Raw genomic sequence first — 23,119 nt, 5'->3', positions numbered from 1 at the left:
TTGCTTCATTTGGACACACCTTTTCTTTCCATTTCTCCCCATCCTCTCTTTTTCCGAAGTGCATCGATGATTCCTTCACAGCGCCACCATACCGTTAATGGACGATACCATAGCGACTCCGTGAACGAAAATAGAAATAAGCGAACGATGTCGGATACGTTGGGAAATTTTCTCACCGTCCATTCTTCTAAAAGTACGGCAACCATCGAAAAAATCGAGCCGTAAATCACCGATAATAAAAAGAGTAAAATCGCAAATTCAATATATATGCCGCCAAGAAATAACGATACGATCATAATGATATATCCCGCCAGCTCCACCACCGGTCCGAGAAATTCAATGAAGAAAAAATACGGCATCGACACAAGCCCAATCGAGCCATATTTAGGATTAAAAATGATGCAGCGATGAATCCATAAACTTTCCAACAACCCGCGATGCCATCGCCTCCGCTGCCGCCGCAAATATTTTAGCGATTCCGGCGCTTCGGTCCAGCATACTGGGTCAGGGACATACACGATTTTTTTTGATTCTTTTCGTTCTTTTATTAATCGATGAAGCCTGACGACCAATTCCATATCCTCCCCGACCGTATGCGCATATCCACCCGCTTCAATGACCCAGCGCTTTGAGAAAACGCCGAACGCGCCGGACACAATTAACAATAGGTTGTGGCGGCTTAAACCGATGCGCCCCATTAAAAAAGCGCGCAAATATTCAATCACTTGCATCACGACAAGCGGGTGACGCGATAAACCGACTTTAACGATTTCCCCTCGCTCAATTTCACAGCCATTCGCGATGCGAATGCTTCCGCCGGAAGCAATGACTTCTCCATCCGAATCAATAATCGGCTTCATCACTTTTAAAAAGGCGCTTCGCTCTAATACAGAGTCCCCATCAATCGAGCAAAAGTAAGGGTAGCGAGATACGTTAATACCTGCATTTAAGGCGTCTGCTTTGCCGCCATTTTCCTTGTCAATGACAAACAAATGCCGATACAGTTTTGAACGGTACACCGCTTTGACAGGCTTTGTTTTTAATTGTTGGCGAATGACTTTGTTCGTGCGCACAAGCTGGAACGACTCGATTAATTTGGCGAGCGTATCATCGGTCGAACCGTCGTTAATGACCATAATCTCGTACTCTGGGTATTCAATGCTTAAAAGCGAACGAACCGTCCCAAAAATTCCGGCCGATTCATTATAGACCGGAACTAAAATCGATATCGGTTTAGCGTAACTAACGTCGAGCAATTCTTCGTATGGCTCCCACTCATCTAATTGGTACGATCTGCGAAGTTGAAACAATGAGACGAGCAATAGAAATGAATAAAAGGCGATGACAGCTACCATAAACGAAAACACAACCCAGCTGACAATCGAAAGAAACGTTAACCATTGAGCATTTATCCCCATGTTTCCAATCCTCTTTCTAGCCATTCTTGAGCCATATCGCGAGCATAAGGGTCATCGGAAGCAGCCGCCACTTCTTTTAACACTTCTATGCCTTTTTCCATTCGCAATAACGCATGGGCTGCTTGTGAGCGAACAGAAAACATTTCATCGCATAATAGCCGAACGAGTTGCGGAATCAGCTCATTCGCACGAATGTTACCGCATACTTTAATCGCCATCAGCCGCTCTTGCCAGTATGGTGAAGCTAAATGGAGCTCAAGCTTTGAAACATCGAGAAAATAGCCCATCGCCGCGACCGCTTTTAAAGAACGGATGCGAATTTCTGGCGATTCATTCGTTAAAAGGCGCTCGAGAAAAGGTCCATACTCGCTTCGATTGCGGATTCCGATGATGTCAATGAACGCATATTGCATTATGGACGGCCATTCCGAAAAACGTTCAGCCGCATAAGAAAGCATATCGTCGCTCATATAGCGAAACAAGAGACGATACGCAAATTCCGTCAGCGGATACTTAGGAGAAACCATCCGTTCATAAAGATCTCGGTAATCAAATATAGCGTATATTTTCAAAATTTGTACTTCTTCACTTTTCGTCAATTTTCGCGAGTGATATAAACGCTTGATATCGTTAATCATTGCTTTCATTTGAAAATCTTCAATCAAAAACAGTGCGTTCATCCGCACGCTCCATCGTCGATGCATGAGTTGCTCCTGAATTCGCTTTTGAAAGTGTGTTTCAGCAAACTGGCGAATCCGCTCTTGAATATGTTTGCTCTCTAACACGCTTGAGAAGTGTTCTAAAAGCTCCATTAACGCCTGTTGCTTAAGGGAGGAACGGGAGGAAAGTTCCCCATCCTCTCTTCCTTCATTCAAATATCGAAATATCGTCTGCTGGTAACGCTCTTTATATTCATTAATTTTTCGCCGCTTCTCGTTTTCTATCGTCTTTTGAACAATAAGATAAACAAACAAACTTGTTAATATGATGAGTAAGCCCACGAATCCAATAGCAAAATAAAATAGCTCCATCTGCTTCATTTAACTCGCGCAAGGAAGCCCCTGTCGAAAGAGCGGGAGGAATTGTGCCTTGCGCCTTACGCAAGTTTCATTCCCTCCTTTCGATACGTGTATCCACCCAATCGTTGAATGATACGAATATATTTGTAGTAAATACGTTGCGCCATTCGCTTTCCATCTTTTCCTTTGATGTCAAAACTTCCATTTTTCTACATTCCACTTCGCCAAACCGCACACCTTTATATTTTCCTTTTGGAACAGAATTCTTGACCATGTTTCCTGTTTAGAAGCCAAAAAAATTTTTGTCTTGCCAAGTATCCTCTAGGAACGCCATACTTGTCAATTCAATAGCCTTCTTGCAACCACTTCACGACAAGGGGCAAGTGGACGTTTGTTTGTGTGTAATACAAAAACCATCGGGTTCTCCCATTTCCTCTACACAACACAGGTGATGTTCTCCTTGACCGTGTTATCGATGCTTGTCGTGTACAAGACACGAATGTGACCTACCACATTTGTTTAATCTTACACGACGACGGGGCTGGAGAAGCACCCCGACGTATCATGACATCGCTAACGTAAACTATGTTTCAAGTCTTGGTCTGGTCAACATGGGGCATTCAAACCCACGACTTGAGTCGTTCGGTTGTTGACTTACCTCATCCTCTTCATCATTTGGCAAATTCTTGCCTCAAGTTCGAGCAATTTAAACGGTTTTGTTATATAATCATCCGCTCCGAGTTCAAGCGCACGAGCAATATCGTTCTCGCTTCGCCTTGACGTAAGCATAATAACTTTATACCGATCGGAACGTTTTTGCATTCGAATCCATTGCAACACTTCCAATCCGTCCATTTTCGGCATAACGCCATCCAAAATAACTAAACACGGGGAAAGATCTTGATGCCAGTTTGAATCAATAAATTCAACACCGTCTTTAAACGTTTGTACCTCATGTTTCGCTTTTCTTTCACATGGTAATTTCATGACAATATCTGTAATAATCGTACGCATAATCGGGTCATCATCGACAACGGCAATTTTGATTGTTTTTTGCTGAACTGTTCCTTGGGAAGGAACGGCGCTCACTACACGGTTACGACCTTTTTGTTTCGCTTCATACAATGCGCTATCCGCAAGACGGAGCCAATGCTCAAAAGGAGCATCCCCATCGGTAACTTCCACAACCCCACAAGAAAAGGTGCATGAAAATGTAGCACCTTCTTCTTGAAATGGATAGCGCTCAAACTGTTCGCGTAAGCGATTGGCGACCTCATACGCTTCTTGTATTTTTGTTTTAGAAAACAAAATGACAAATTCTTCCCCACCAAAGCGAACAACGATATCACTCATACGTGTTCCTTGCCTTAAAAGCTCGGCAAATTTCCGTAGAACAATATCGCCAACTAAGTGTCCGTAACGGTCGTTCACTTGTTTGAAATGATCCAGATCAAGTATAGCTAAACAAAACGGTTCTCCCAATCGTTTCCATTCATTCTGCATTAATGCATACGCTTGTTTTAAATATTTTCGGTTATAAACATGGGTCAATTCATCTACTAATAGCACTTCATCAATGTGCCTTTTTCTTTCTAGTTGCCGCTTGACACGAGCAATAAATTCATCCAAATCAAACGGTTTTTGAATGAAATCGTCGGCACCCATTTCATAGCTTTTTATTCGTACCACTTTACTATTATCTACGCTAACCATGATCGTTGGGATAAACTGCTGTTTTAGCTTCTCTTTTAAAAATCCTAGCACTTCAAACCCATTCGCTTCTTTCATGTGAATGTCGATGACAACGCAATCTGGTCGTACGTCATAAAAAGAAGTAATGGCTTTTTGAGGATTCGCAATCGCTACGACATACCATCCAATTTTTTCGAGTTTTTCTTTCATATACATCAAAAACGATGTATCGTCGTCAATTAATAAAATAACCGGTTCTTCTCCTTGTGTATAAAGTTCACTAGGAAAGGTAGTAGATGCACTCTCTTCATACTCATAGCAACTTTTCACTAACTGAAATATATACTGTTTCACTTCCTCAATCGTCCATGTTTTGTTCTCTTCCTCGTTTAACATATCCAGTAGCTTTCGAGCATTTTGTCCGATTTCATCTAGCCCGATGATAGAAGCTGTCCCCGCGATTGAATGTACTAGCCGGTATACTTCATCATGAGGAATAAAAGGCATCGATTCCCATTCTTCTAGCTTTTTACGAATATTTTTTAAAAAATGTTGCTTATATTTATCCATTTACTACGATCCCCTTACCCATTATAATGGATCATTACAAAATGTACTGATCAATCACTTTGACTAACTCCCCAATTTCCGGCTTGCTCACTTGAGCAGTTGCCCCTACCTTTTCTCCTTTATGGCGAAGATCATCTGTAATTAACGAAGAAAAAATAACTACCGGCAGCTTTTTCAATGCTTCTTCTTCACGAATACGCTTCGTTAAATGATGACCATCCATTTGCGGCATTTCAATATCGGTAATAACAAGCTGTACTTCTTGCTCAATCGGTGTTCCGTCTTTCACAACTGTCTGTAAATAACGAAGCGCTTCTTCCCCGTTTTCAAAAAACTCGACAAATACATACCCCGCTTCTGCCAGCGTGTCATGCAACAATTTGCGCAACAACGGCGAATCTTCCGCAACAACGATTTTTTTATTGGAACGTTCACGCTTGCCGAGCTTTTTTACTTGCTCGACATTAATTCCTGTTTCTGGATTAATGTCGACAATCATTTTTTCGAAATCAAGAAGAAGGATCATTTTCCCTTCTAGTTTGATGACACCGATGATTTGTCCATCTAACCCTTGATACATTTGCGACGGTTTTTCAATTTGTTTCCATGAAATACGGTGAATACGTGTGACGTTGTGAACGTGAAACACGACTTTTTGTTGGTTAAATTCCGCGACAATAAATTTATCCTGTGTTGGTATTTCCGAAGATGGCAAGCCGAGCGCTTTTGCCATATCGATAACAGGGAGCACCTCTCCGCGCAATTCGATAATTCCTTCCACGTGTGGGTGGGCATGAGGGACTTTGGTGATTGGGACTGGATTCAAAATTTCTCGTACTTTCATCACATTAATCGCAAATGGATTCATTCCCATTAAAAATTCGACTACTTCTAATTCATTTGTTCCACTCTCTAATAAAATGTCTCTTTTTTCCATATTGTATACGCCCTTTCTTTCCATATGTCTACCTTTATTATATTTTGTCGAACAAAAAGAAGAAACTTTTTTTTACGAAATAGAGAAAAAGGCTACCATAAGGTAACCTTTAGTATAAAAATTCAAGCAGCCGACGGTCTGCCAAATTCGTATCGACAGGGCAGCTTTGTGCATCCCGCCCATATTGCCATGCCCACACGTTTGCTTTGCAGTTAGGAGAGGCAGGCGCATATTTTGGCGCCCGCTGCTCGCTTGTCGTGCCAGGGCGAGGCGCAGAACTCCAAATAATCGTTTGGGCTGCTACTTTATTTTGTTGTTGCACCGCTTCACAGTATGCTTTCGTAAAATCTCCTTTTGTCGGATCCGCGTATAGTCCAGGACGATATCCCGTTGGATACAACGTTTCTACCCATGCACGAATCCAAGCAGCATCGACAGCAAAAAAATCTTCGATATTGGCAAACAATACTTTGTTTTTCGGAATCCCAAGCCGTCGCGCATGAAAAGCGGCGTTACGAGCAGCTACTTGACCGTTTGAAAATCCTGTCGCTTGGCGAAACGCGTTATAAAGGGGCAACACATGTACACCATAATTTCGTAATAACGTTATTTCTTGCTTCGTTAAACCGTCCGATACGTTGGGGACATCGGTTAAATACCGCCCCCAAAATTTCGGATAGCCAAGTTCATTTTTCACGCAATAAAACAACTGCTCCGTCACTCTTGCCGCTGAGTCCACTCCCCAAACCGCTCTCGCCATCTTCTTCATCCCTTTCGTTTTTTCTTCATGTATATGAATCGAGCGGTTTGTCCTATCAAGCTATTTTGCAAGCGGCAATACAATTTCCACACGCGTTCCTTTTCCTAGTCGACTTGTATAATGAATCGTTCCCCCCATTTCCCGGATAAGTCGATTCGAAATCATACTTCCTAATCCCGTTCCTCTCGATTTTGTCGTATAATAAGGCAGACCAATTTTTTTTAGTTCTTCTTCGGTCATCCCTTTTCCATCGTCTTCAATAATAACCTTCACCATGTTTTGCGATAATTCTGCTTCCGTTGTGATTGTAACAACTCCACTCCCTTCAATTGCCTCAATGCCATTTTTTATAATGTTTAAAAGCGATTGTTTTAAATAATGCTCGTCTCCCCAAACAATATAATTTTCTCTTTGTTTCCATTCAACAATCACGTTTGCAAACGTTCCTAACGGTTGAAGCAACTGGACACAATCACGTAACACGTCATTTAGCTGAATCGGTCGCACACGAAAATCTGTCGGTTTTGCTAATTGCAAGTAATCCGTAATAATTTTGTTCGCTCGATCGAGCTCTTCTAAAATAAGAGGAGCAAATTGCTTTAATTGTTCCTTATTTCCGTTTTTTTGTAACAATTGAATGAAACCACGAACAGTTGTAATCGGATTGCGGATTTCATGAGCGAACGATGCTGCCATTTCACTTATCATCGTTAATTTATCAACATACACCATTTCATCAAAATGACGATTATATACGATTAACCGTTCGATTAAAAAATAAACCATCATATACGTAAGTAAAAACAATGAAAAATAAGTCATGTAAAAATCGAATGTTAAAAATGGAACTGCTTGAAGAATAATTGTAAAATAAAAAAAAGAATATAATGAAATAATGACAAGAGAATAAAGCCATTTATTGCGTGATTTAAAATAAACAGGACGAAATAATAAGGCGATAGCAAACGCAACGAGCGATACAAGTATACCGATAGAAGCAAACGAGCCCCCCATTAATAACCGGACGCCGACAACAGTGAACGTGCAAATTCCACCAGCTATCCATCCTACATACAGCGTTACAATTAAAATGACGATCATGCGAAAATCAAAATGTGTTTCATCAAGTGTTTCAATGGGATAAAACATGCACAATACCGCAGCGAATGCTGCAATTAGTCCATAAACCACTTGTTGCCGCAGTGTTGGAACGACTCGGTCACGAAATGGGAAAAATAAATTCGCATTAAATGTTAATGACAATAAGATCGTAATATTGACAATAAGAGGTTTAATCATTAAGAGCATTCTCGATTGTCCTCCATCTCTTCCAACCATCGTCCCTCATTGTACCATATCTTTTTCTTTCTATGCATTCATTTTTCCCCAAAAATAAATAACACGCTTCAGGCGTGTTGATTAACTAATAAAAACCCGTTGACATCGCTCTATTTCTAGCGTTTCTGCTGTTGTCGGCACTTTGCCGACTGGGATTATTAGCATGCCCCCTTGAACAAGGAACGCTTTGCGGGCAAATGTCATTTGCCCTCCGGCGTTCTTGTTCGAGGGAAAAGGCAGAAAAGCTTGTGTCCAGCCAGATGATTCTATGTTTTTTAGTAAAATAATGGATAATCAACACTCGTGAACACGCTTAGCATTTACGCCAAGCGTGCCATCCTTTCTATCCTTTCCACCGATGTAGCAATTCATGCTGCTCGCCGCGAGCAAACACATCGAGACGATTTTTTCCCCATGCAACCGCAGCTGGTTCGGAAGTGAGGCGACCGTCGAGAGATAGAAAGTCACTCCATCGCTCTCCATCCCAATATTTATACACTAGTTCTTGGTTGGCTCCGCGAGCAAACACATCTAACCGATTGGCACGGCGAGAAGCCGCTGCTGGACTAGAAGTCAACACACCACCAAGATCTTCCCAATCGCTCCAACGTACCCCGTCCCACCATTTATGCACTAGTTCACGCTTCGTACCACGCGCAAAGACATCAATTCGATTTCCGCCCCAAGAAACGGCCTCGGGAGCAGACGTAATCACTCCACCCAAATTTTCCCATTCACTCCAATGCCCCCCGTCCCACCATTTATGGTATAAGTGCCTATCTTCTCCGCGGACAAATACATCGAGGCGATTTTCCCCCCACGAAGCAACTGCTGGGCTTGAAGTTAACACCCCCCCCAAGCTCTCCCATTCACTCCAACGCCCCCCATCCCACCACTTGTGTAGAAGTTCATGCTGTGGACCACGGGCAAATACATCAATCCGATTCGCTCCCCATGACACAGCAGCTGGAGATGACGTTAATGCGCCAGGGAGATGTTCCCAATCACTCCAACGCCCCCCGTCCCACCATTTGTGCAACAATTCGTGTTCCGGACCACGAGCAAATACATCTAAACGGTTCCCCCCCCAAGAAGCAACAGCAGGTCCCGACGATAACACACCACCAAGACTTTCCCATTTTCTAAAGTCTTGTTCCGGTTGATAACCGATATGTTCAAGCACATCACGAATAACCGTTTTCACAATATGGTCAATTTCTTTTTCTGGTACACGATACGCTTGCAAAACAACCATTATCCATGGGGAATTTGTTTTGACGGTATACAATAACTGCTGCACACGTTGGTCAAGCGAGCCACTCCCTTCGCTTTTATGTTGCAACGTAAGTTGAACGACGACGCGAAAAATATGGCGGGAAACGTTGCGCGGCACGTAATATTGTCCAAGCACATCATATAGTGGCTGCAGCATTGGCCGGATAATGCGCCAAATATCATTGAATTCTTGATCCCGCTCACTCTGCTCTCGCTCGTAATAATCAATTAACATTTCCGTAAATCCCGGTACATATGCTGAAAATACTCCGTACGGATCGAAATGGTTCATATCGGCCCCTCCTCTTATGAAAGATCCATCACTTTATCGTATGACGCTTCCGAGCGGGATAGTCCATTTTTCTTGTCACCTTATACACTTTGATTATAATAGATATATGCTTACTCATTTAGAAAAAAAAGGGGAAATGACTATGAAAAAAGAAAGCAAGCGAACGTTTGTCGTCATTGGATTATTGCTCGGCATTTTGATGGCCGCGATGGATAATACGATCGTCGCTACTGCCATGGGAACCATCGTGTCAGAACTCGGCGGGCTTGACCAATTTATTTGGGTTACATCTGCCTATATGATTGCCAGTGTCGCCGGCATGCCGATTTTCGGAAAACTTTCCGATATGTACGGTCGAAAATTATTTTATGTATCTGGCTTATTACTCTTTTTAATCGGCTCGATTCTTTGCGGACTTGCACAAAACATGGTGCAATTAAGCCTGTTTCGCGCGATTCAAGGGCTAGGCGGCGGCGCGTTAATGCCGATTGCGTTTACGATTATGTTCGATACATTCCCGCCTGAACAACGCGGAAAAATGTCTGGATTGTTTGGCGCTGTTTTCGGTATTTCTAGCGTATTTGGTCCATTGTTAGGGGCATATATTACCGACTATATCGACTGGCGCTGGGTATTTTATGTCAACGTTCCACTCGGTCTAGTATCACTTCTCTTCATCGGTAAATTTTATTTTGAATCACTAGAACACCGAGAACAAAAAATTGACTGGTGGGGAGCGATTTTGCTTGTATCGTCCGTTCTTTGCTTGATGTTTGCCTTAGAGCTTGGGGGCAAAGAATACGCATGGGACTCAGTTGTTATCATTAGTTTATTTGGCGGTTTTGCCGTTTTCCTTGCCTTATTTTTCTTGGCAGAAACGAAAGCAACTGATCCAGTCATCCCTTTTTATTTGTTTAAAAAACGGCTGTTTGCAACCGCACAAGGAATCGGCTTTTTATATGGGGCAACGTTCATTCTCGGAACAATTTTTATTCCAATTTTTGTTCAAGGGGTGTACGGCGGGACAGCAACAAACTCAGGGCTTATTTTAACACCAATGATGCTTGGCTCTGTTGTGGGTAGCCAAATCGGTGGTCGATTTGCCGCGAAAACGTCGTACCGTAACTTAATGATTATTTCTGGCATTCTTTTTTTAACGGGTATTTATTTATTAAGCACGTTAACTGCAGATACGGCTCGTTCTGTCGTCACTATCTATATGATTATTACTGGGATAGGTGTCGGGTTCTCGTTCCCGCTATTGAGCATGTCGTCGATTCATGGTTTAGATATGCGCGAGCGCGGCACTGCGAACTCGACAAACACCTTTTTCCGTTCCATCGGTATGACATTAGGGGTAACGATTTACGGCACGATTCAAAACCATTTGTTAATGAACAAACTTGAAACAGCGCTGCCGATGATGAAAAAATTCAATCCATCTGGCGATTCGCGCGCATTGCTTTCAAAAGAAGCGCGCGCCCACATTCCGAAAGAAATATTGCAAAAAATTGTGGACTCCTTGGCAGACTCTATCGCGACGATGTTTGCATGGGCAACCATCCCGGTGATCGTTGCAATCATCCTTATTTTTTTGATGGGACCTGCACGGCTAACCGACCAATTCACTGCAACAAAAAAAGCCCAATAAGGTAGAATTGCCTTATCGGGCTTTTCTCTGTTCGACGTATAGACACGAACGCTCCGATTCGAGAGCTAACCAATCGCCTTGGCTTTTCGTTTTAATCGCCAATCCGTCCTGTGTTTTTTTCTTCGTCTAGCGGCTCTTCGCTGCGGCGAAAGGCTAAGTCCACCGCTGCTTCCGCTGAGTCGCAAAACGCGATTTCAATTGTGCGGCGCTCGTCTAAATACCCCCCTTCATACGCAACTTCTTTTATTTTCGTCGCCCATCCTCCCGTCGTTTCAAGAATGACGACAGGCTTTCGATTCATGTAAGCAGCCGATAGTTCTCCTAGCGTTCCGTTGCCGCCGCGAATCATAATAAGGGCGTCCGACGAATGCACAAGAATTAAGCTACGGAAATCAAAATGTAGCCCTGTCGTAATCGGCACGTCTAAATAATCGTTCGCCACATCGGTACGGTCCCCCGCTAAAATACCGATTACAAGTCCTCCAGCTTCTTTCGCCCCTTTCGAAGCAGCTTCCATCACGCCGCTTCCTCCACCGGTTAACAATACCGCTTTTCGCTTAGCAATTTCCGCTCCGACAGCTTCTGCCATTTTTCTTACATCTTCAGGGATATCGCCTGACTGTCCTATCACTGCTATTCGCTTCATTTCTCTTCTCCCCCATCTTCCAATATTAATGATCTTCCTTATGAAAACGAATCCATCCGTTTTTCTTAAACCAAAGAAACATAGTGACTGCAATCAATCCCATAACTACAAGCACCGTGAAATAGCCATATTTCCAATGCAATTCAGGCATGTTGTCAAAATTCATTCCGTACACCCCGACGATAAAAGTAAGCGGCATGAAAATGGTTGTGATCACTGTTAATGTCATCATAATCGTATTCATACGGTTAGAGTTCAATGACAAATAACTGTCCCTAATATCGGACGTAATTTCTCGATTTTCTTCGATCATCTCTACAAGCTTCAAAAGGTGGTCATAAATGTCATGAAAATAAATTTGTCTTTCCTTCATTCTTTCGAGTCGATCCGAATGAATAATTCGATATAATAAATCCCGCATCGGTACAATCGTTCGGCGAAGCTTGGATAAATCTCTGCGAACATCAAATATCCGTCCAATGTCTGGACGTTCTTCTAATTCATTTAACACATCTTCAATGTGATAAACAAAAGGAAAATATTCCCCTACTAATTTATCTAAAATACAATACATCGTATGAAGCGGGCCTATTTTAAAGTCTTCATCTGTTTTTAACCGTTCCCACACTTGGTTAATTCCTTTCGATGGTTGTTTATGAAATGAAACGATAAAATTATGCCCCACAAATAAATCAACTTCCTCCGCTTCAAGTGTCTTCTCGTTGATTGCATGCAAAATAACAAACAAATATTGTTCATAAAAATCAAGTTTTGGCCGTTGTACATATTCCAAACAGTCTTCAATCGCCAATGGATGAAAATGAAAAAAATCGGCCAATAGCTTTGCTTCTTCATCGGTCGGCTCATAAAAATCGACCCAATACCAAGATATATCGTGCCCTTTTACCTTTTGTAATGGCAAGTCATACACGACCTCAAAATCTTTTGTTACTGCGCACGTGCGAATCATCCTATCCACTCCTTTCCGTTCCATTCCTCTTTATATCATAACCGAAAATGTACAAAATCGTTTGTAAAAATTACTACTGTTTAATTTATCAAAATTTTCTTTACATTTTCGTAAAAAACAACGATAATATAAAAAAGGGAACCTTTCGTTCCCGAACAAGGGGGAGTCACATATGTACGAAAAACATTATCCTCACGAAGTCGCTTTTGGTCAACCAGAAGAAAAAAGCAGTTATGGACCACTTGCGCAAATGATTTTGGAACAAGCGATCTTTCTTTATCAGAAAAATAAATTGATGGAAAAGATTGATGAAGCGCTAGTAACAAAAAATAAAGAATTGTTTTTAGAACTCTCCGCCCAATATAACGAGTTGCTAAAAAAATATGGAGCGTAAACAAGGAGATTGTAAAATGGAATGCGAAGCCTCACAGTTATATAGCGCCTTAATAAGGTGAGCTACTTCTTCAACGAGTATCGAAGAAGACGGCTCACCTTTTATGATTTTTTGGTACAATGAAAAAAACAACCTCTAACGGAAGGAAGGACAATTGTGGAACATCTTATTCATTCACGAGTGAAAAACATTGAAATATCAGGCATTCGCAAATTTTTTAATATGGTCGCTGACCGTCCGAATTTAGTTTCATTAACGATTGGTCAACCAGATTTTCCGACTCCTGAACACGTAAAAGAGGCAGGAAAAGCTGCTATCGACAACAACTTTACTACTTATACTCATAACGCTGGATTGGCGGAAGTGCGCCAAGCTGCCTGCCAATTTGTTCGCGAAAAATACGGACTTGATTATGATGAACAAGAGGTCATCGTCACCATTGGCGCAAGTCAAGCGATCGACATTGCATTTCGCACCATTTTAGAAGAAGGAGTCGAAGTTATTTTACCTGGACCAGTATATCCGGGATATGAACCGATCATTCGCATGTGCGGGGCAACACCAGTATACGTCGATACGCGCCATAACGGCTTTCGCCTTTCCGCTGCGCTGATCGAGCCTTACATAACGGAACGGACACGCTGCATTGTCCTTCCATATCCATCCAATCCAACAGGAGTCACCTTATCAGAACAAGAGCTACTTGAGCTCGTCCGGTTGCTGAAAGACAAGCCGATTTGGATTTTATCTGACGAGATTTACAGCGAGCTTGTCTATGCCGACCGTCATCGCTCGATTGCCGCTTGGCTGCGCAATCAGACAATCGTCATTAACGGGCTGAGCAAATCGCACTCAATGACGGGATGGCGCATCGGTTTTCTGTTCGCACCAGAATTTTTAACGAAGCATATGCTGAAAGTGCATCAATATAGCGTATCGTGTGCTTCTTCCGTTTCACAAAAAGCGGCATTAGCGGCTTTAACAGATGGAAAAAACGACGCGGACAACATGCGCAAACAATATAAAGCACGCATGGAATATGCGTACGAGCGGCTTGTCAGCATGGGATTAGGGATCGAAAAACCGACCGGGGCGTTTTATTTATTCCCGTCGATTCACTCGTTCGGCCTATCGTCTTTTGATTTTGCGCTCGATTTAGTGGACAAGGCAGGGGTTGCCGTTGTACCCGGCAGCGCCTTTTCTTCCTACGGGGAAGGATACGTTCGGTTGTCGTATGCGTATTCGTTCGAAACGTTAAAAGAAGGGCTAGACCGGATGGAGAAGTATATTCAGCAAAAAAGGTGAGAACCCCATAGCCATCAAGTTAAGAAATTGGGCCTTTGTACACCGTTAAAAACATGGTATCCTTTCTAGCGAATACTCTTCGTTAGAAAGGATTTTTTCTATGGAAAATCAAATGCAAGCATGGATAAAAACCATCCGTCAACTTTTCTCGCCTGAGACATTGACTCATCTTGCTCAAGAAACGGGATTTATTCAGCGAAAACGAGCATTAACGGCAGAAGCATTTTTGACTCTTTGTGCATGGGGAGATGGCTCACTGGCTCAACAATCGCTCCAACGGTTATGTACGTCTCTCACACTCCGCCATGACTGTTCCCTGTCCAGTGAAGGATTGAATCAGCGGTTTACCGAGAGAGCCGTGGCGTTTTTGCGAGAAGTGTTTTTCCTTCTCCTCCAGCGACAACGCCCATTGCTTTGGTCCACCATCCAAACCTACCGGACGTGTTTTACTCGCTTGCGGATTTTGGACTCGACCAGTTTTTTGGTTCCTGCCGACTATGGGGAGGACTACCGAGGTTCCGTCTCATCAGGAGCAAAAATTCAGTTTGAATATGACTTGTTGTCTGGTGCCTGTCTTCAACTATGTGTTCAATCGGCTAATGACTCGGACGCCCGTTTTGCCTATCATGCCCAGCACACGATTTTGCCGAATGACCTATGTATTCGGGATTTAGGCTTTTTCTCCGTTGCCGCACTGGCCGAGATCGACGCCCACGGAGCGTATTATATTACTCGGCTCCGTTCCGATATGAAAGTGTATATCAAAGAGAATAGCCGGTGGAAGGAATGGGATTGGGAATCTCTTGGGAATCAATTAGAGGAAGGGGAATCCGTAGAAATGGAACATGTATACATCGGGCATGAGCGTTTGTATATCCCGCGCTTGATTTTTCGACGTCTGACGGAAGAAGAATGGCAAAAACGGATGGCGTATGTGCGAAAAAAGGAAAAAAGAAAAGGGAAGGCGCTGGCACGCCAAACCCTCGAACAAAAGAAATACCACATCTTACTGACTAATTTACCACAAGAGTCGTTTGATGGGCAACAGGTTTATGAGCTTTATTCCTTGCGGTGGCAAATTGAACTGTTGTTTAAAGCGTGGAAGTCCGTCTTTGATCTGGCGAAAGTCAAAAAGATGAAGAAAGAACGGTTCGAATGCCATATATATGGGACGTTGATTGCCATTTTGGTCACCCAGACCTTTCTGTTTCAAGCTCGAACGTATTGGCAACAAAAAGAAGGGATTCAAATCAGTGAACGGAAAGCACTAGATGTTCTCCAATCCTATTGGCAACAACTGCTTTTGCGCCTATCGAAGGAGGAAATCAGCCTTTCTTCTCTCCTCCTTCTATTGAGAAAACATGGAAGAAAGGATCGAAGGAAAGGGAAAGAAACGGCATTGGATCTCTTGATGAAATTGGATATTTATTAATTTTATTCATAAAAGTGCCAAATAACCCTCTTAAAGAGGGTTATTTGGCATGCCTAAAAAATGTGGTATTCTTTTTCTTCAGCCCATGATTACAAACGTTGCGTATGGATACAACGATGCCTAACACTAAACTTGACGGGTATGGGTGAGAACCCTCACCTTTTTTGCTTTATGGAACGAGAATTAATTTTCCGTGCGTTTGCCGCGATTGTAATAAACGGTGAACATCAGCCGCCTGCTCGAGCGGATAGACGCCGCCAATCGTCAGCTGAATGCGCCCTGTCTGTACATACTGGAGCATCTCTTGCAAGCTTTGCTGATATAATGCGCGTTTTCTCATGATTTGGGGCAAAAAGAAGCCGATGACGGATAAATTTTTTCCCATTAACAGCGACGGGGTCATTTTGGTAAGCTGCCCGCTCGCTACTCCGTAGATAACAAGACGACCAAATGGGGCTAAACATTGTAACGTTTTATGGAAAATGTCTCCTCCAGCCATTTCTAATGCGACATCTACCCCCTTACCATCTGTAGCTGCCAACACTTCGTCTTTCCATTCTTCTTTTGTGTAATCAATCGCCACATGCGCACCAAGCTGCCGAGCAAGCGCGCGTTTTTCTTCTGTACTTGCCGTGGTGATGATGTTGCCTGCACCAAAAATTCGCGCCAGCTGAACGGCGACCGTCCCTACTCCACCGGCCGCTGCATGAATCAGCACCGTTTCCCCTTCTTCTAATCGGCCCATCGTTTTTAAAATGTGATACGCGCTTAATCCTTGCACAGGAAGAGCGACCGCTTGATAAAAATCCAACCCGTCTGGAAGCGAAATGACGCTTCGTTCATCAACAAGCGTATATTCCGTATAGCCGCCCGCCTCGATTAATGCGACGACACGCTGCCCAATTTGAACAGAAGTAACCTCTTCTCCCACTTCGCAAACGGTTCCTGCTACTTCTGTCCCAGGAACGAACGGTAATGGCGTCGGCACGACGTATTTTCCTTCCCGCCGCGCCGTATCCGCATAATTTACCCCAATCGCTTTTACTTCAATGAGCACCTGTCTTCCTGTTGGTTTCGGTATGTCGCTTTCGATCATTTGCAGCACTTCTGGGCCGCCGTATTGTGTAAATTGAATACTTTTCATCCAATCTCCCTCCCGCTATTTTTTTTCAAAAGCTGATCTGCTACATCGCGGATTTCTCCGCCACGTTCCGTCGGTTGCAACATCGGAATAACCGTCAACACGCCGTGAGTATTAATATAGTCAAGATCCGCCGCTAGTCCATACGCCATCATCCAGCGGCCCACACGCGCAGACGATAACACTTTTTTGCCGCCGTCTTCCGTGGCATATTGCTCATAAAAAAGATACGCCGCTAGTGCAGCATCCGATAGCTGTTCCTGCGCCATCCCGTTTTGCAACAGCTCGGCCACTAAATACCCTGCCCCGTAAAAATCTTCCAAACAAAAGCGACCGGAAGAACCCGAACAAATGATAACGATCGTTTCTGTCGGATGATGATGGCAAATATAGCGGGCAAGCGCACGCGCGTTTAGCAAACTGCCAATATAAAGATGTGAAGCGGTCATCGCCTTTCGAATCGCCACCGTTCCATTCGTCGTCGACAATACAATCGTTTTTCCTTGGCTAATCGATTGCAAAGAAAGCGGGGCAGGTGAATGGAAGCCGGCAATAGTTCTTCCTTCGTATTCCCCGACCAATTCATAGCTGCCGTGGGGCAACGACCACACTTGTTCGTGCGCTTCCGCTTCATTTCGGACAGGAATGACCGCCGTTGCCCCGAATGACAACAACGCTGTAATCGTAGAAGTCGCAAGCAGCACATCGAACACAACTGCCACTTTTCCTTTCGCTAATTCCGTCTCTTCGATCTCTTCTTTGCGAAACACAACGTGGATGTTCGCCATTTCTTCACCTCGTCGCCGCGGTCTGCCATGCATATTGAATGAGCGACTCGACAAACTGACCGAATTTTCTAAAACGTTCATCCGCTGTCTGTCCACGGCGGAAGCGGTAATAAATTTGCTGACAAATGACCGCCAGCTTAAAGTACGCAAACGTTAAATAAAAATGCATATTCGACACATCGCGACCGCTTTTTCGGGCATACGCTTGAATAAACTCGTCGCGCGAATAAAAGCCAGGATAGATGGTGACAGATGGTTTGCCGAACGCATTTTTTAAAAGTGGTGGATCGTCTGCTTGAATCCAATAACTCATCGCCACTGCCACATCGGCGAGAGGATCGCCAACCGTTGTCATTTCCCAATCGAACAAACCGACCATTTTGGCAATATCTTCTTCCGCAAATAAGGCGTTGTTCAATTTATAATCGTAATGAATGATCGCCGCCTCGCTTTGATTTGGAATATGCTGAACGAGCCACTTCATTAATGTTTCCACCTCTGGAATTTCATCCGTTTTCGCCCGCTCATAGCGCTGAATCCATCCATGCACTTGCCGTTCCATAAATCCGTCCGGTTTGACCATTTCGACAAGTCGCGTTGTTTTGTAGTTCACGCGATGTAATTCAACGAGCGTAGTCACCATCGCGTCGGAAATGCGTTGTCCAATTTCTTTCGTCGGCTCGATGTGCAGCGGAAACTCATGGTCAAGTACCACCCCTTTTCTTCGCTCCATTAAAAAAACGGGCTGCCAATGACCGCTTCGTCGTCACAAAACAATAGCGGCTTCGGCGCGAGCGGAAAGAGCGGATGAATTTCGGTAAGCCATGCGCATTCACGCCTCATGTCATGCGCTTTCGGTGCCACAGGTCCGAGCGGCGGCCGTCGAAGTACCGCTTCCCAATCGCCAATGGATAATAAATACGTCAAGTTTGAATAACCAGACGAAAATTGTTGCACATGTAGCGGCTCGTTCGGCAACCCATCAATGGCGTTTCGCAAAAATGGTAGTAGCTTTTCTACCGGCAATTCTTCCCCTTGGCGAACAGGAATGATTGCAGACATTTTTGTGCCTCCTTTCCGTGTGTGTAACGTCATCTACTAACCGGTTAGTATTGAAATAGTGGGCTACTCAGCATAGTGGAACCAAGCAGCCTTTCACTATTTTTCAATTCCTTCAAGAAAAATGGTCACCATTTGTTTGGCGACTTCCGCATCGGGATATTCGCCGTCTGGCTTAAACCATTGATAGCTCCAGTTCGCTGCACCTAAAATCGTTAAAGTGGCAATACTTGGAATTAAATCTTGCCGAAACTCTCCGTTTTCGATTCCACGCTCAATTAATGCTTGGACACCGTAACGAAATTGGTCGCGTTTTTGCTTAATATTTTGCAAATGTTCCGCGTTTAAATGCCGCATCTCGCGAAAGAAAATGCGTGCCTGTCTCCCTTTTTTTTCAATGTTATGAATGAGCATGTACACGATATCCAACAGTTTTTCTTTTGTCGTTTTCGTCGGATCGTCTATCATTTCTTGCTGTTTTTCAAGCAGTTCTTCAATGTAGCGAAGATGAATGTCCATTAACAGTTCTTCTTTACTTTTAAAATAGTAATAAAACGTTCCTTTGGTGACCCCCAGCGCATCGACAATATCTTGAATGGACGTATCGCTAAATCCTTTTTGTTCAAATAATGTGATGCTTGTGTCGATAATTTTTTCTTTCACGCTCTTCCACCTTTCCGTCATGTTTCCTTTCGTTATTATAACATAGAACGAATCCATTACGAAGGACGCGACAACGTTGCGGAAGAGCGCGGCTTCATTTTATTGTTTTGCTTCAGCTGCTTCTTCGCGAAGAACGCGACGCAAAATTTTCCCGACGTTCGTTTTCGGCAACTCTTGGCGAAACTCGACGATACGCGGCACTTTGTACGACGCTACATTTTGCCGACAATGCTGTATGATTTCCTCTTCGTTTGCTGTTTGACCGTCTTTAAGCACAATGACCGCCTTCACCGTCTCCCCCCGATAATCGTCCGGAACGCCGATCACAACCGCTTCTTTTACCGCTGGATGTTCATAAAGCACTTCTTCAATTTCGCGCGGATATACATTATAGCCGCTGGTGATAATCATATCTTTTTTCCGGTCAACAATCATTACGTATCCGTCTTCATCCATCTTCGCTAAATCACCGGTATATAGCCAGCCGTCGCGCAATGTGGCCGCTGTTTCTTCCGGTTTGCCCCAATATCCTTTCATAATTTGCGGACCGCGAATAATCAGCTCTCCTAGCTCGCCCGGTTTTAGTTCTTCCGTACCGGTTGCAACATCGACAATTTTATATTCTGTCATCGGCAACCCAATCCCGACCGTCCCCGGCTTTCGTTCCGCAAACGGAGGATTGCAATGCGTCACCGGCGACGCCTCGGAAAGCCCATATCCCTCTAAAACAAGCCCCCCTGTTTTTCGTTCAAATTCTCGCATCAACTCTACTGGCATCGGCGCACTTCCGCTGTTGCACATTTTCATGCTATTAATGCCATATTGCTCTACATTCGGCGTATTTGTAATTGCCACGTACATCGTCGGAACTCCTGGAAATGACGTCGGTTTCTTCTCCTTGATCGTCTGCAATACTTCTTGCAAATCAAAGCGCGGTAATAAAATGTTCGTCGCCCCGACGTAAATCGCCAAGTTCATGCCTGATGTCATCGCAAACACGTGAAAAAGCGGGATGACCGTTAAATACCGTTCGGCGCCATATTCAATTTTATCTTTAAAAAATTCGACGCATTGCATAACGTTTGCCACTAAATTGCGGTGCGTCAACATCGCCCCTTTCGATCGTCCTGTCGTTCCTCCTGTATATTGCAGTACAGCTACATCATGTTCTGGATCGATCGCTACCGGTTGCACACGACCGTCGCCTTGCCCCAAAAATGCTTCAAATGTCATATCTGGCGCGAACGATGAGGAGGACGGCTGCAGGTTGACAACGATTACTTGTTTGACTGCCGTGTTCGCTTGCACCGCTTTCACTCGCGGATAAAGCGCATCGTACACAATAATCGTTTCCGCACCGGAATCTTGCAGCAAGTATGTCAACTCCCGTTCGACAAGCATCGGGTTTACTTGCGTCACGATCGCACCAACGCGCAAAATGCCATAGTAGGAAACGACGTATTGTGGGCAGTTCGGCAACATAATTGCGACGCGGTCGCCTTTTTTCACTCCTTGTTTTTGTAAGCTGGAAGCAAATGTTTCGACTAAATAAGCAAGTTCACCGTAGGTAATCTCTTGGTGGTAAAAAGAGATGGCACAGTGGTTGCGGTATCCCTGAGCGCGTTCTTGTAAAATATCACACAACGTCATCTTCGGAATGTCAAACTCCGTCGCAATATGACTTGGATAAGTTGAAAACGCTTTCTTATTCCCCATCCTTTTTCCTCCCTTAGCAATAAGCGTGTGAACCGCCGTCAACGACAAGCAGTGATCCGGTCACAAAATCAGAAGCGTTGGAAGCTAAAAATAAAACAACGCCTTTTAAATCATTCTCCCCGCCAAACCGCTTCAACGGGATATTCGCCAAAATGTGCCCCTTCCCCCGCTCAATCACCACCTTTGACATTTTTGTTGGGAAAAAGCCAGGCGCAATAGCATTGACGCAAATGCCATATTCCCCCCATTTAACCGCTAAATCTTTCGTAAACGTAATGACCGCACCTTTGCTTGTGTTATACGCGATCGTGTTCATTACTTGCGGATTCGTGCCACCAAGACCGGCAACCGAAGCGATGTTAATGATTTTTCCACTTCCTTGCTTGATCATCACTTTTCCGACTGCTTGACTCATTAAAAACGTTCCAGTCACGTTGACATCGATCACCTTTTGCCACGCTTCCAGCGGCATGTCCTCAACCGGTGCACCCCATGTTGCCCCACTGTTATTCACTAAAATGTCAATTCGACCAAACTGAGCAACCGTTTTTGCCACTACTGCATTCACATCATCTATATTCGTGACATCGCACGGCAATGCCAGTGATCGTACGCCAAGCGCTTCGAGCTTTTCTTTCACCACTTCGCACGCTTCGACTTTGCGTGAACAAACGACGACGTTCGCGCCTGCTTCCGCCAATCCGATGGCTATTTGTTCGCCGAGTCCACGCCCCCCACCGGTGACGATCGCCGTTTTTCCTGTCAGTTGAAATAATTCTAGAACATGCATAGTCATCCCTCTTTCTTTAGTCGTATTTTTTTAACTCTAATTTCGCGATTTGTGCTTTGTGCACTTCATCAGGACCATCCGCCAACCGAAGCGTTCTCGCACTCGCCCATTGTGCCGCCAGCGGAACATCATCGCTGACCCCCGCAGCACCGAATGCTTGTATCGCCCTGTCAATTACCTTTAGCGCCACATTCGGCGCAACAACTTTAATCATGGCAATCTCTGTTTTAGCTGCCTTATTTCCGACCGTATCCATCATGTAAGCCGCTTTTAACGTTAACAGGCGCGCCTGTTCAATTTCGATGCGGGATTGGGCAATCCAATCTTGGATAACTCCTTGTTCAGCTAACGTTTTTCCGAAGGCAACTCGTTTTTTGACGCGTTGGCACATGAGTTCAAGCGCTCGCTCCGCAGCGCCGATTAGCCGCATGCAATGATGTATTCTTCCAGGACCAAGACGCCCTTGCGCGATCGCAAATCCTTTCCCTTCAGCCCAAATAATGTTTTCTTTCGGCACACGAACATGTTCGTATGTAATCTCCGCATGACCGTGCGGCGCATGATCATAGCCGAATACTGAGAGCATGCGCTCAATTTTTACTCCCGGTGTATCGAGCGGCACAATAATCATCGACTGCTGTTCATGCTTCGGTGCATCTGGATTTGTCTTTCCCATCACGATCGCTACTTTGCAGCGCGGATCGCCTGCGCCGGATGACCACCATTTTTTTCCTGAAATTACATACTCATCACCGTTGCGGACGATGCTTGCTTGAATATTCGTCGCATCGCTCGAAGCAACATCTGGCTCTGTCATCGAAAAACAAGAGCGAATTTCTCCGTTTAATAATGGAAGGAGCCAACGCTTTTTTTGCTCCTCTGATCCATAGCGCGCGAGCACTTCCATATTCCCTGTATCTGGTGCATTGCAATTAAATACTTCTGGAGCGATCGGAGAACGCCCCATAATTTCGCATAGCGGAGCATATTCTAAATTCGACAACCCAGCCCCATATTGTGCATCTGGCAAAAACAAATTCCACAACCCTTCTTGTTTTGCTTTCTTTTTTAGTTCTTCGATAATCGGCGGAACAGCTGACCAACGCGTGTCTTGCTCGTTCAGTTGTTGCTCATATACTTTCTCGTTCGGATAAATATGTTCTTCCATAAAAACGCTTAACTTTTGAATCAATCGTTGCACTTTTTCTGAATAAGAAAAATCCATTGTCCCACCCTCTTTATATACTAACCAGTTAGTATGTT

General features: G+C 44.1%; 19 protein-coding genes and 1 pseudogene. 4 read left to right on the top strand and 16 right to left on the bottom strand.

Annotation, left to right across the window (positions count from 1 at the left end; genetic code table 11):
- Positions 1 to 5: 5 nt before the first annotated feature.
- The 7 genes from GFC30_RS06515 to GFC30_RS06485 form a co-directional block, all read right to left on the bottom strand.
- A complete protein-coding gene (locus tag GFC30_RS06515) occupies positions 6 to 1,355 on the bottom strand; it encodes a glycosyltransferase family 2 protein (RefSeq protein WP_409978513.1) in 1,350 nt (449 codons plus the stop codon).
- Between the two features lie 53 nt (positions 1,356 to 1,408).
- A complete protein-coding gene (locus GFC30_RS06510) occupies positions 1,409 to 2,449 on the bottom strand; it encodes a HEAT repeat domain-containing protein (protein WP_066327183.1) in 1,041 nt (346 codons plus the stop codon).
- Positions 2,450 to 3,091: 642 nt separating this feature from the next.
- A complete protein-coding gene (locus GFC30_RS06505; protein WP_066323432.1) occupies positions 3,092 to 4,699 on the bottom strand; it encodes a GGDEF domain-containing response regulator in 1,608 nt (535 codons plus the stop codon).
- 34 nt (positions 4,700 to 4,733) lie between these two features.
- Entirely contained in the window at positions 4,734 to 5,636 is a 903-nt protein-coding gene (locus GFC30_RS06500) for a chemotaxis protein (protein ID WP_066323431.1), read from the bottom strand.
- A gap of 109 nt (positions 5,637 to 5,745) precedes the next feature.
- A complete protein-coding gene (locus tag GFC30_RS06495; RefSeq protein ID WP_066323430.1) occupies positions 5,746 to 6,396 on the bottom strand; it encodes a glycoside hydrolase domain-containing protein in 651 nt (216 codons plus the stop codon).
- A gap of 60 nt (positions 6,397 to 6,456) precedes the next feature.
- Positions 6,457 to 7,704: an ATP-binding protein gene (locus GFC30_RS06490; RefSeq protein ID WP_066323429.1), complete on the bottom strand. Its 1,248-nt coding sequence runs from the start codon at positions 7,702 to 7,704 to the stop codon at positions 6,457 to 6,459.
- A gap of 373 nt (positions 7,705 to 8,077) precedes the next feature.
- Positions 8,078 to 9,301, bottom strand: a complete 1,224-nt coding sequence (locus GFC30_RS06485) for a PLL family lectin (RefSeq protein WP_066323428.1) — start codon at positions 9,299 to 9,301, stop codon at positions 8,078 to 8,080.
- Positions 9,302 to 9,407: 106 nt separating this feature from the next.
- Between GFC30_RS06485 and GFC30_RS06480 the strand changes: the two genes are divergently transcribed.
- A complete protein-coding gene (locus GFC30_RS06480) occupies positions 9,408 to 10,952 on the top strand; it encodes an MDR family MFS transporter (RefSeq protein WP_066323427.1) in 1,545 nt (514 codons plus the stop codon).
- A 91-nt stretch (positions 10,953 to 11,043) separates the two neighbouring features.
- On the opposite strand, the gene GFC30_RS06475 is transcribed toward GFC30_RS06480, so the two are convergent.
- Both GFC30_RS06475 and corA read right to left on the bottom strand, forming a co-directional pair.
- Positions 11,044 to 11,598, bottom strand: a complete 555-nt coding sequence (locus GFC30_RS06475) for a TIGR00725 family protein (protein WP_066323426.1) — start codon at positions 11,596 to 11,598, stop codon at positions 11,044 to 11,046.
- A gap of 25 nt (positions 11,599 to 11,623) precedes the next feature.
- Positions 11,624 to 12,568, bottom strand: coding sequence for a magnesium/cobalt transporter CorA (gene corA, locus GFC30_RS06470; RefSeq protein WP_066323425.1), 945 nt, complete (start codon positions 12,566 to 12,568; stop codon positions 11,624 to 11,626).
- A 172-nt stretch (positions 12,569 to 12,740) separates the two neighbouring features.
- Between corA and GFC30_RS06465 the strand changes: the two genes are divergently transcribed.
- The 3 genes from GFC30_RS06465 to GFC30_RS06455 all read left to right on the top strand — a co-directional run bounded on the left by GFC30_RS06465 (position 12,741) and on the right by GFC30_RS06455 (position 15,699).
- Entirely contained in the window at positions 12,741 to 12,962 is a 222-nt protein-coding gene (locus GFC30_RS06465) for an IDEAL domain-containing protein (protein ID WP_066323424.1), read from the top strand.
- 156 nt (positions 12,963 to 13,118) lie between these two features.
- Positions 13,119 to 14,267, top strand: a complete 1,149-nt coding sequence (locus GFC30_RS06460) for an aminotransferase A (protein WP_066323423.1) — start codon at positions 13,119 to 13,121, stop codon at positions 14,265 to 14,267.
- A 100-nt stretch (positions 14,268 to 14,367) separates the two neighbouring features.
- Positions 14,368 to 15,699, top strand: a complete 1,332-nt coding sequence (locus GFC30_RS06455; protein WP_066323422.1) for an IS4 family transposase — start codon at positions 14,368 to 14,370, stop codon at positions 15,697 to 15,699.
- Positions 15,700 to 15,868: 169 nt separating this feature from the next.
- Here GFC30_RS06455 and GFC30_RS06450 read toward each other — a convergent pair whose 3' ends face one another.
- The 7 genes and pseudogenes from GFC30_RS06450 to GFC30_RS06420 all read right to left on the bottom strand — a co-directional run bounded on the left by GFC30_RS06450 (position 15,869) and on the right by GFC30_RS06420 (position 23,081).
- Positions 15,869 to 16,843, bottom strand: coding sequence for a quinone oxidoreductase family protein (locus GFC30_RS06450; protein ID WP_066323421.1), 975 nt, complete (start codon positions 16,841 to 16,843; stop codon positions 15,869 to 15,871).
- On the bottom strand, positions 16,840 to 17,628 hold the full coding sequence (locus tag GFC30_RS06445; RefSeq protein WP_066323420.1) for a 2-phosphosulfolactate phosphatase: 789 nt from the start codon (positions 17,626 to 17,628) through the stop codon (positions 16,840 to 16,842). The genes GFC30_RS06450 and GFC30_RS06445 overlap by 4 nt, the downstream gene beginning before the upstream one ends.
- Before the next feature lie 4 nt (positions 17,629 to 17,632).
- A pseudogene (locus tag GFC30_RS06440) lies at positions 17,633 to 18,690 on the bottom strand (phosphotransferase family protein).
- 96 nt (positions 18,691 to 18,786) lie between these two features.
- Positions 18,787 to 19,350 carry a TetR/AcrR family transcriptional regulator gene (locus GFC30_RS06435; protein WP_066323419.1) on the bottom strand — a complete coding sequence of 188 codons (564 nt, stop codon included), beginning with the start codon at positions 19,348 to 19,350 and terminating at the stop codon, positions 18,787 to 18,789.
- 99 nt (positions 19,351 to 19,449) lie between these two features.
- Positions 19,450 to 21,066: a long-chain-fatty-acid--CoA ligase gene (locus GFC30_RS06430; protein WP_066323418.1), complete on the bottom strand. Its 1,617-nt coding sequence runs from the start codon at positions 21,064 to 21,066 to the stop codon at positions 19,450 to 19,452.
- A 13-nt stretch (positions 21,067 to 21,079) separates the two neighbouring features.
- Complete coding sequence (locus GFC30_RS06425; protein ID WP_066323417.1) at positions 21,080 to 21,856, bottom strand: SDR family oxidoreductase; 777 nt, start codon at positions 21,854 to 21,856, stop codon at positions 21,080 to 21,082.
- Positions 21,857 to 21,872: 16 nt separating this feature from the next.
- Positions 21,873 to 23,081, bottom strand: coding sequence for an acyl-CoA dehydrogenase (locus GFC30_RS06420; protein WP_066323416.1), 1,209 nt, complete (start codon positions 23,079 to 23,081; stop codon positions 21,873 to 21,875).
- Positions 23,082 to 23,119 lie beyond the last annotated feature (38 nt).

The sequence above is a fragment of the Anoxybacillus amylolyticus genome (assembly GCF_001634285.1).
Classification (GTDB): domain Bacteria; phylum Bacillota; class Bacilli; order Bacillales; family Anoxybacillaceae; genus Anoxybacteroides; species Anoxybacteroides amylolyticum.
Note: the sequence above shows the minus strand (reverse complement) of the source record. Positions and strands in the feature narration are given on the sequence as shown.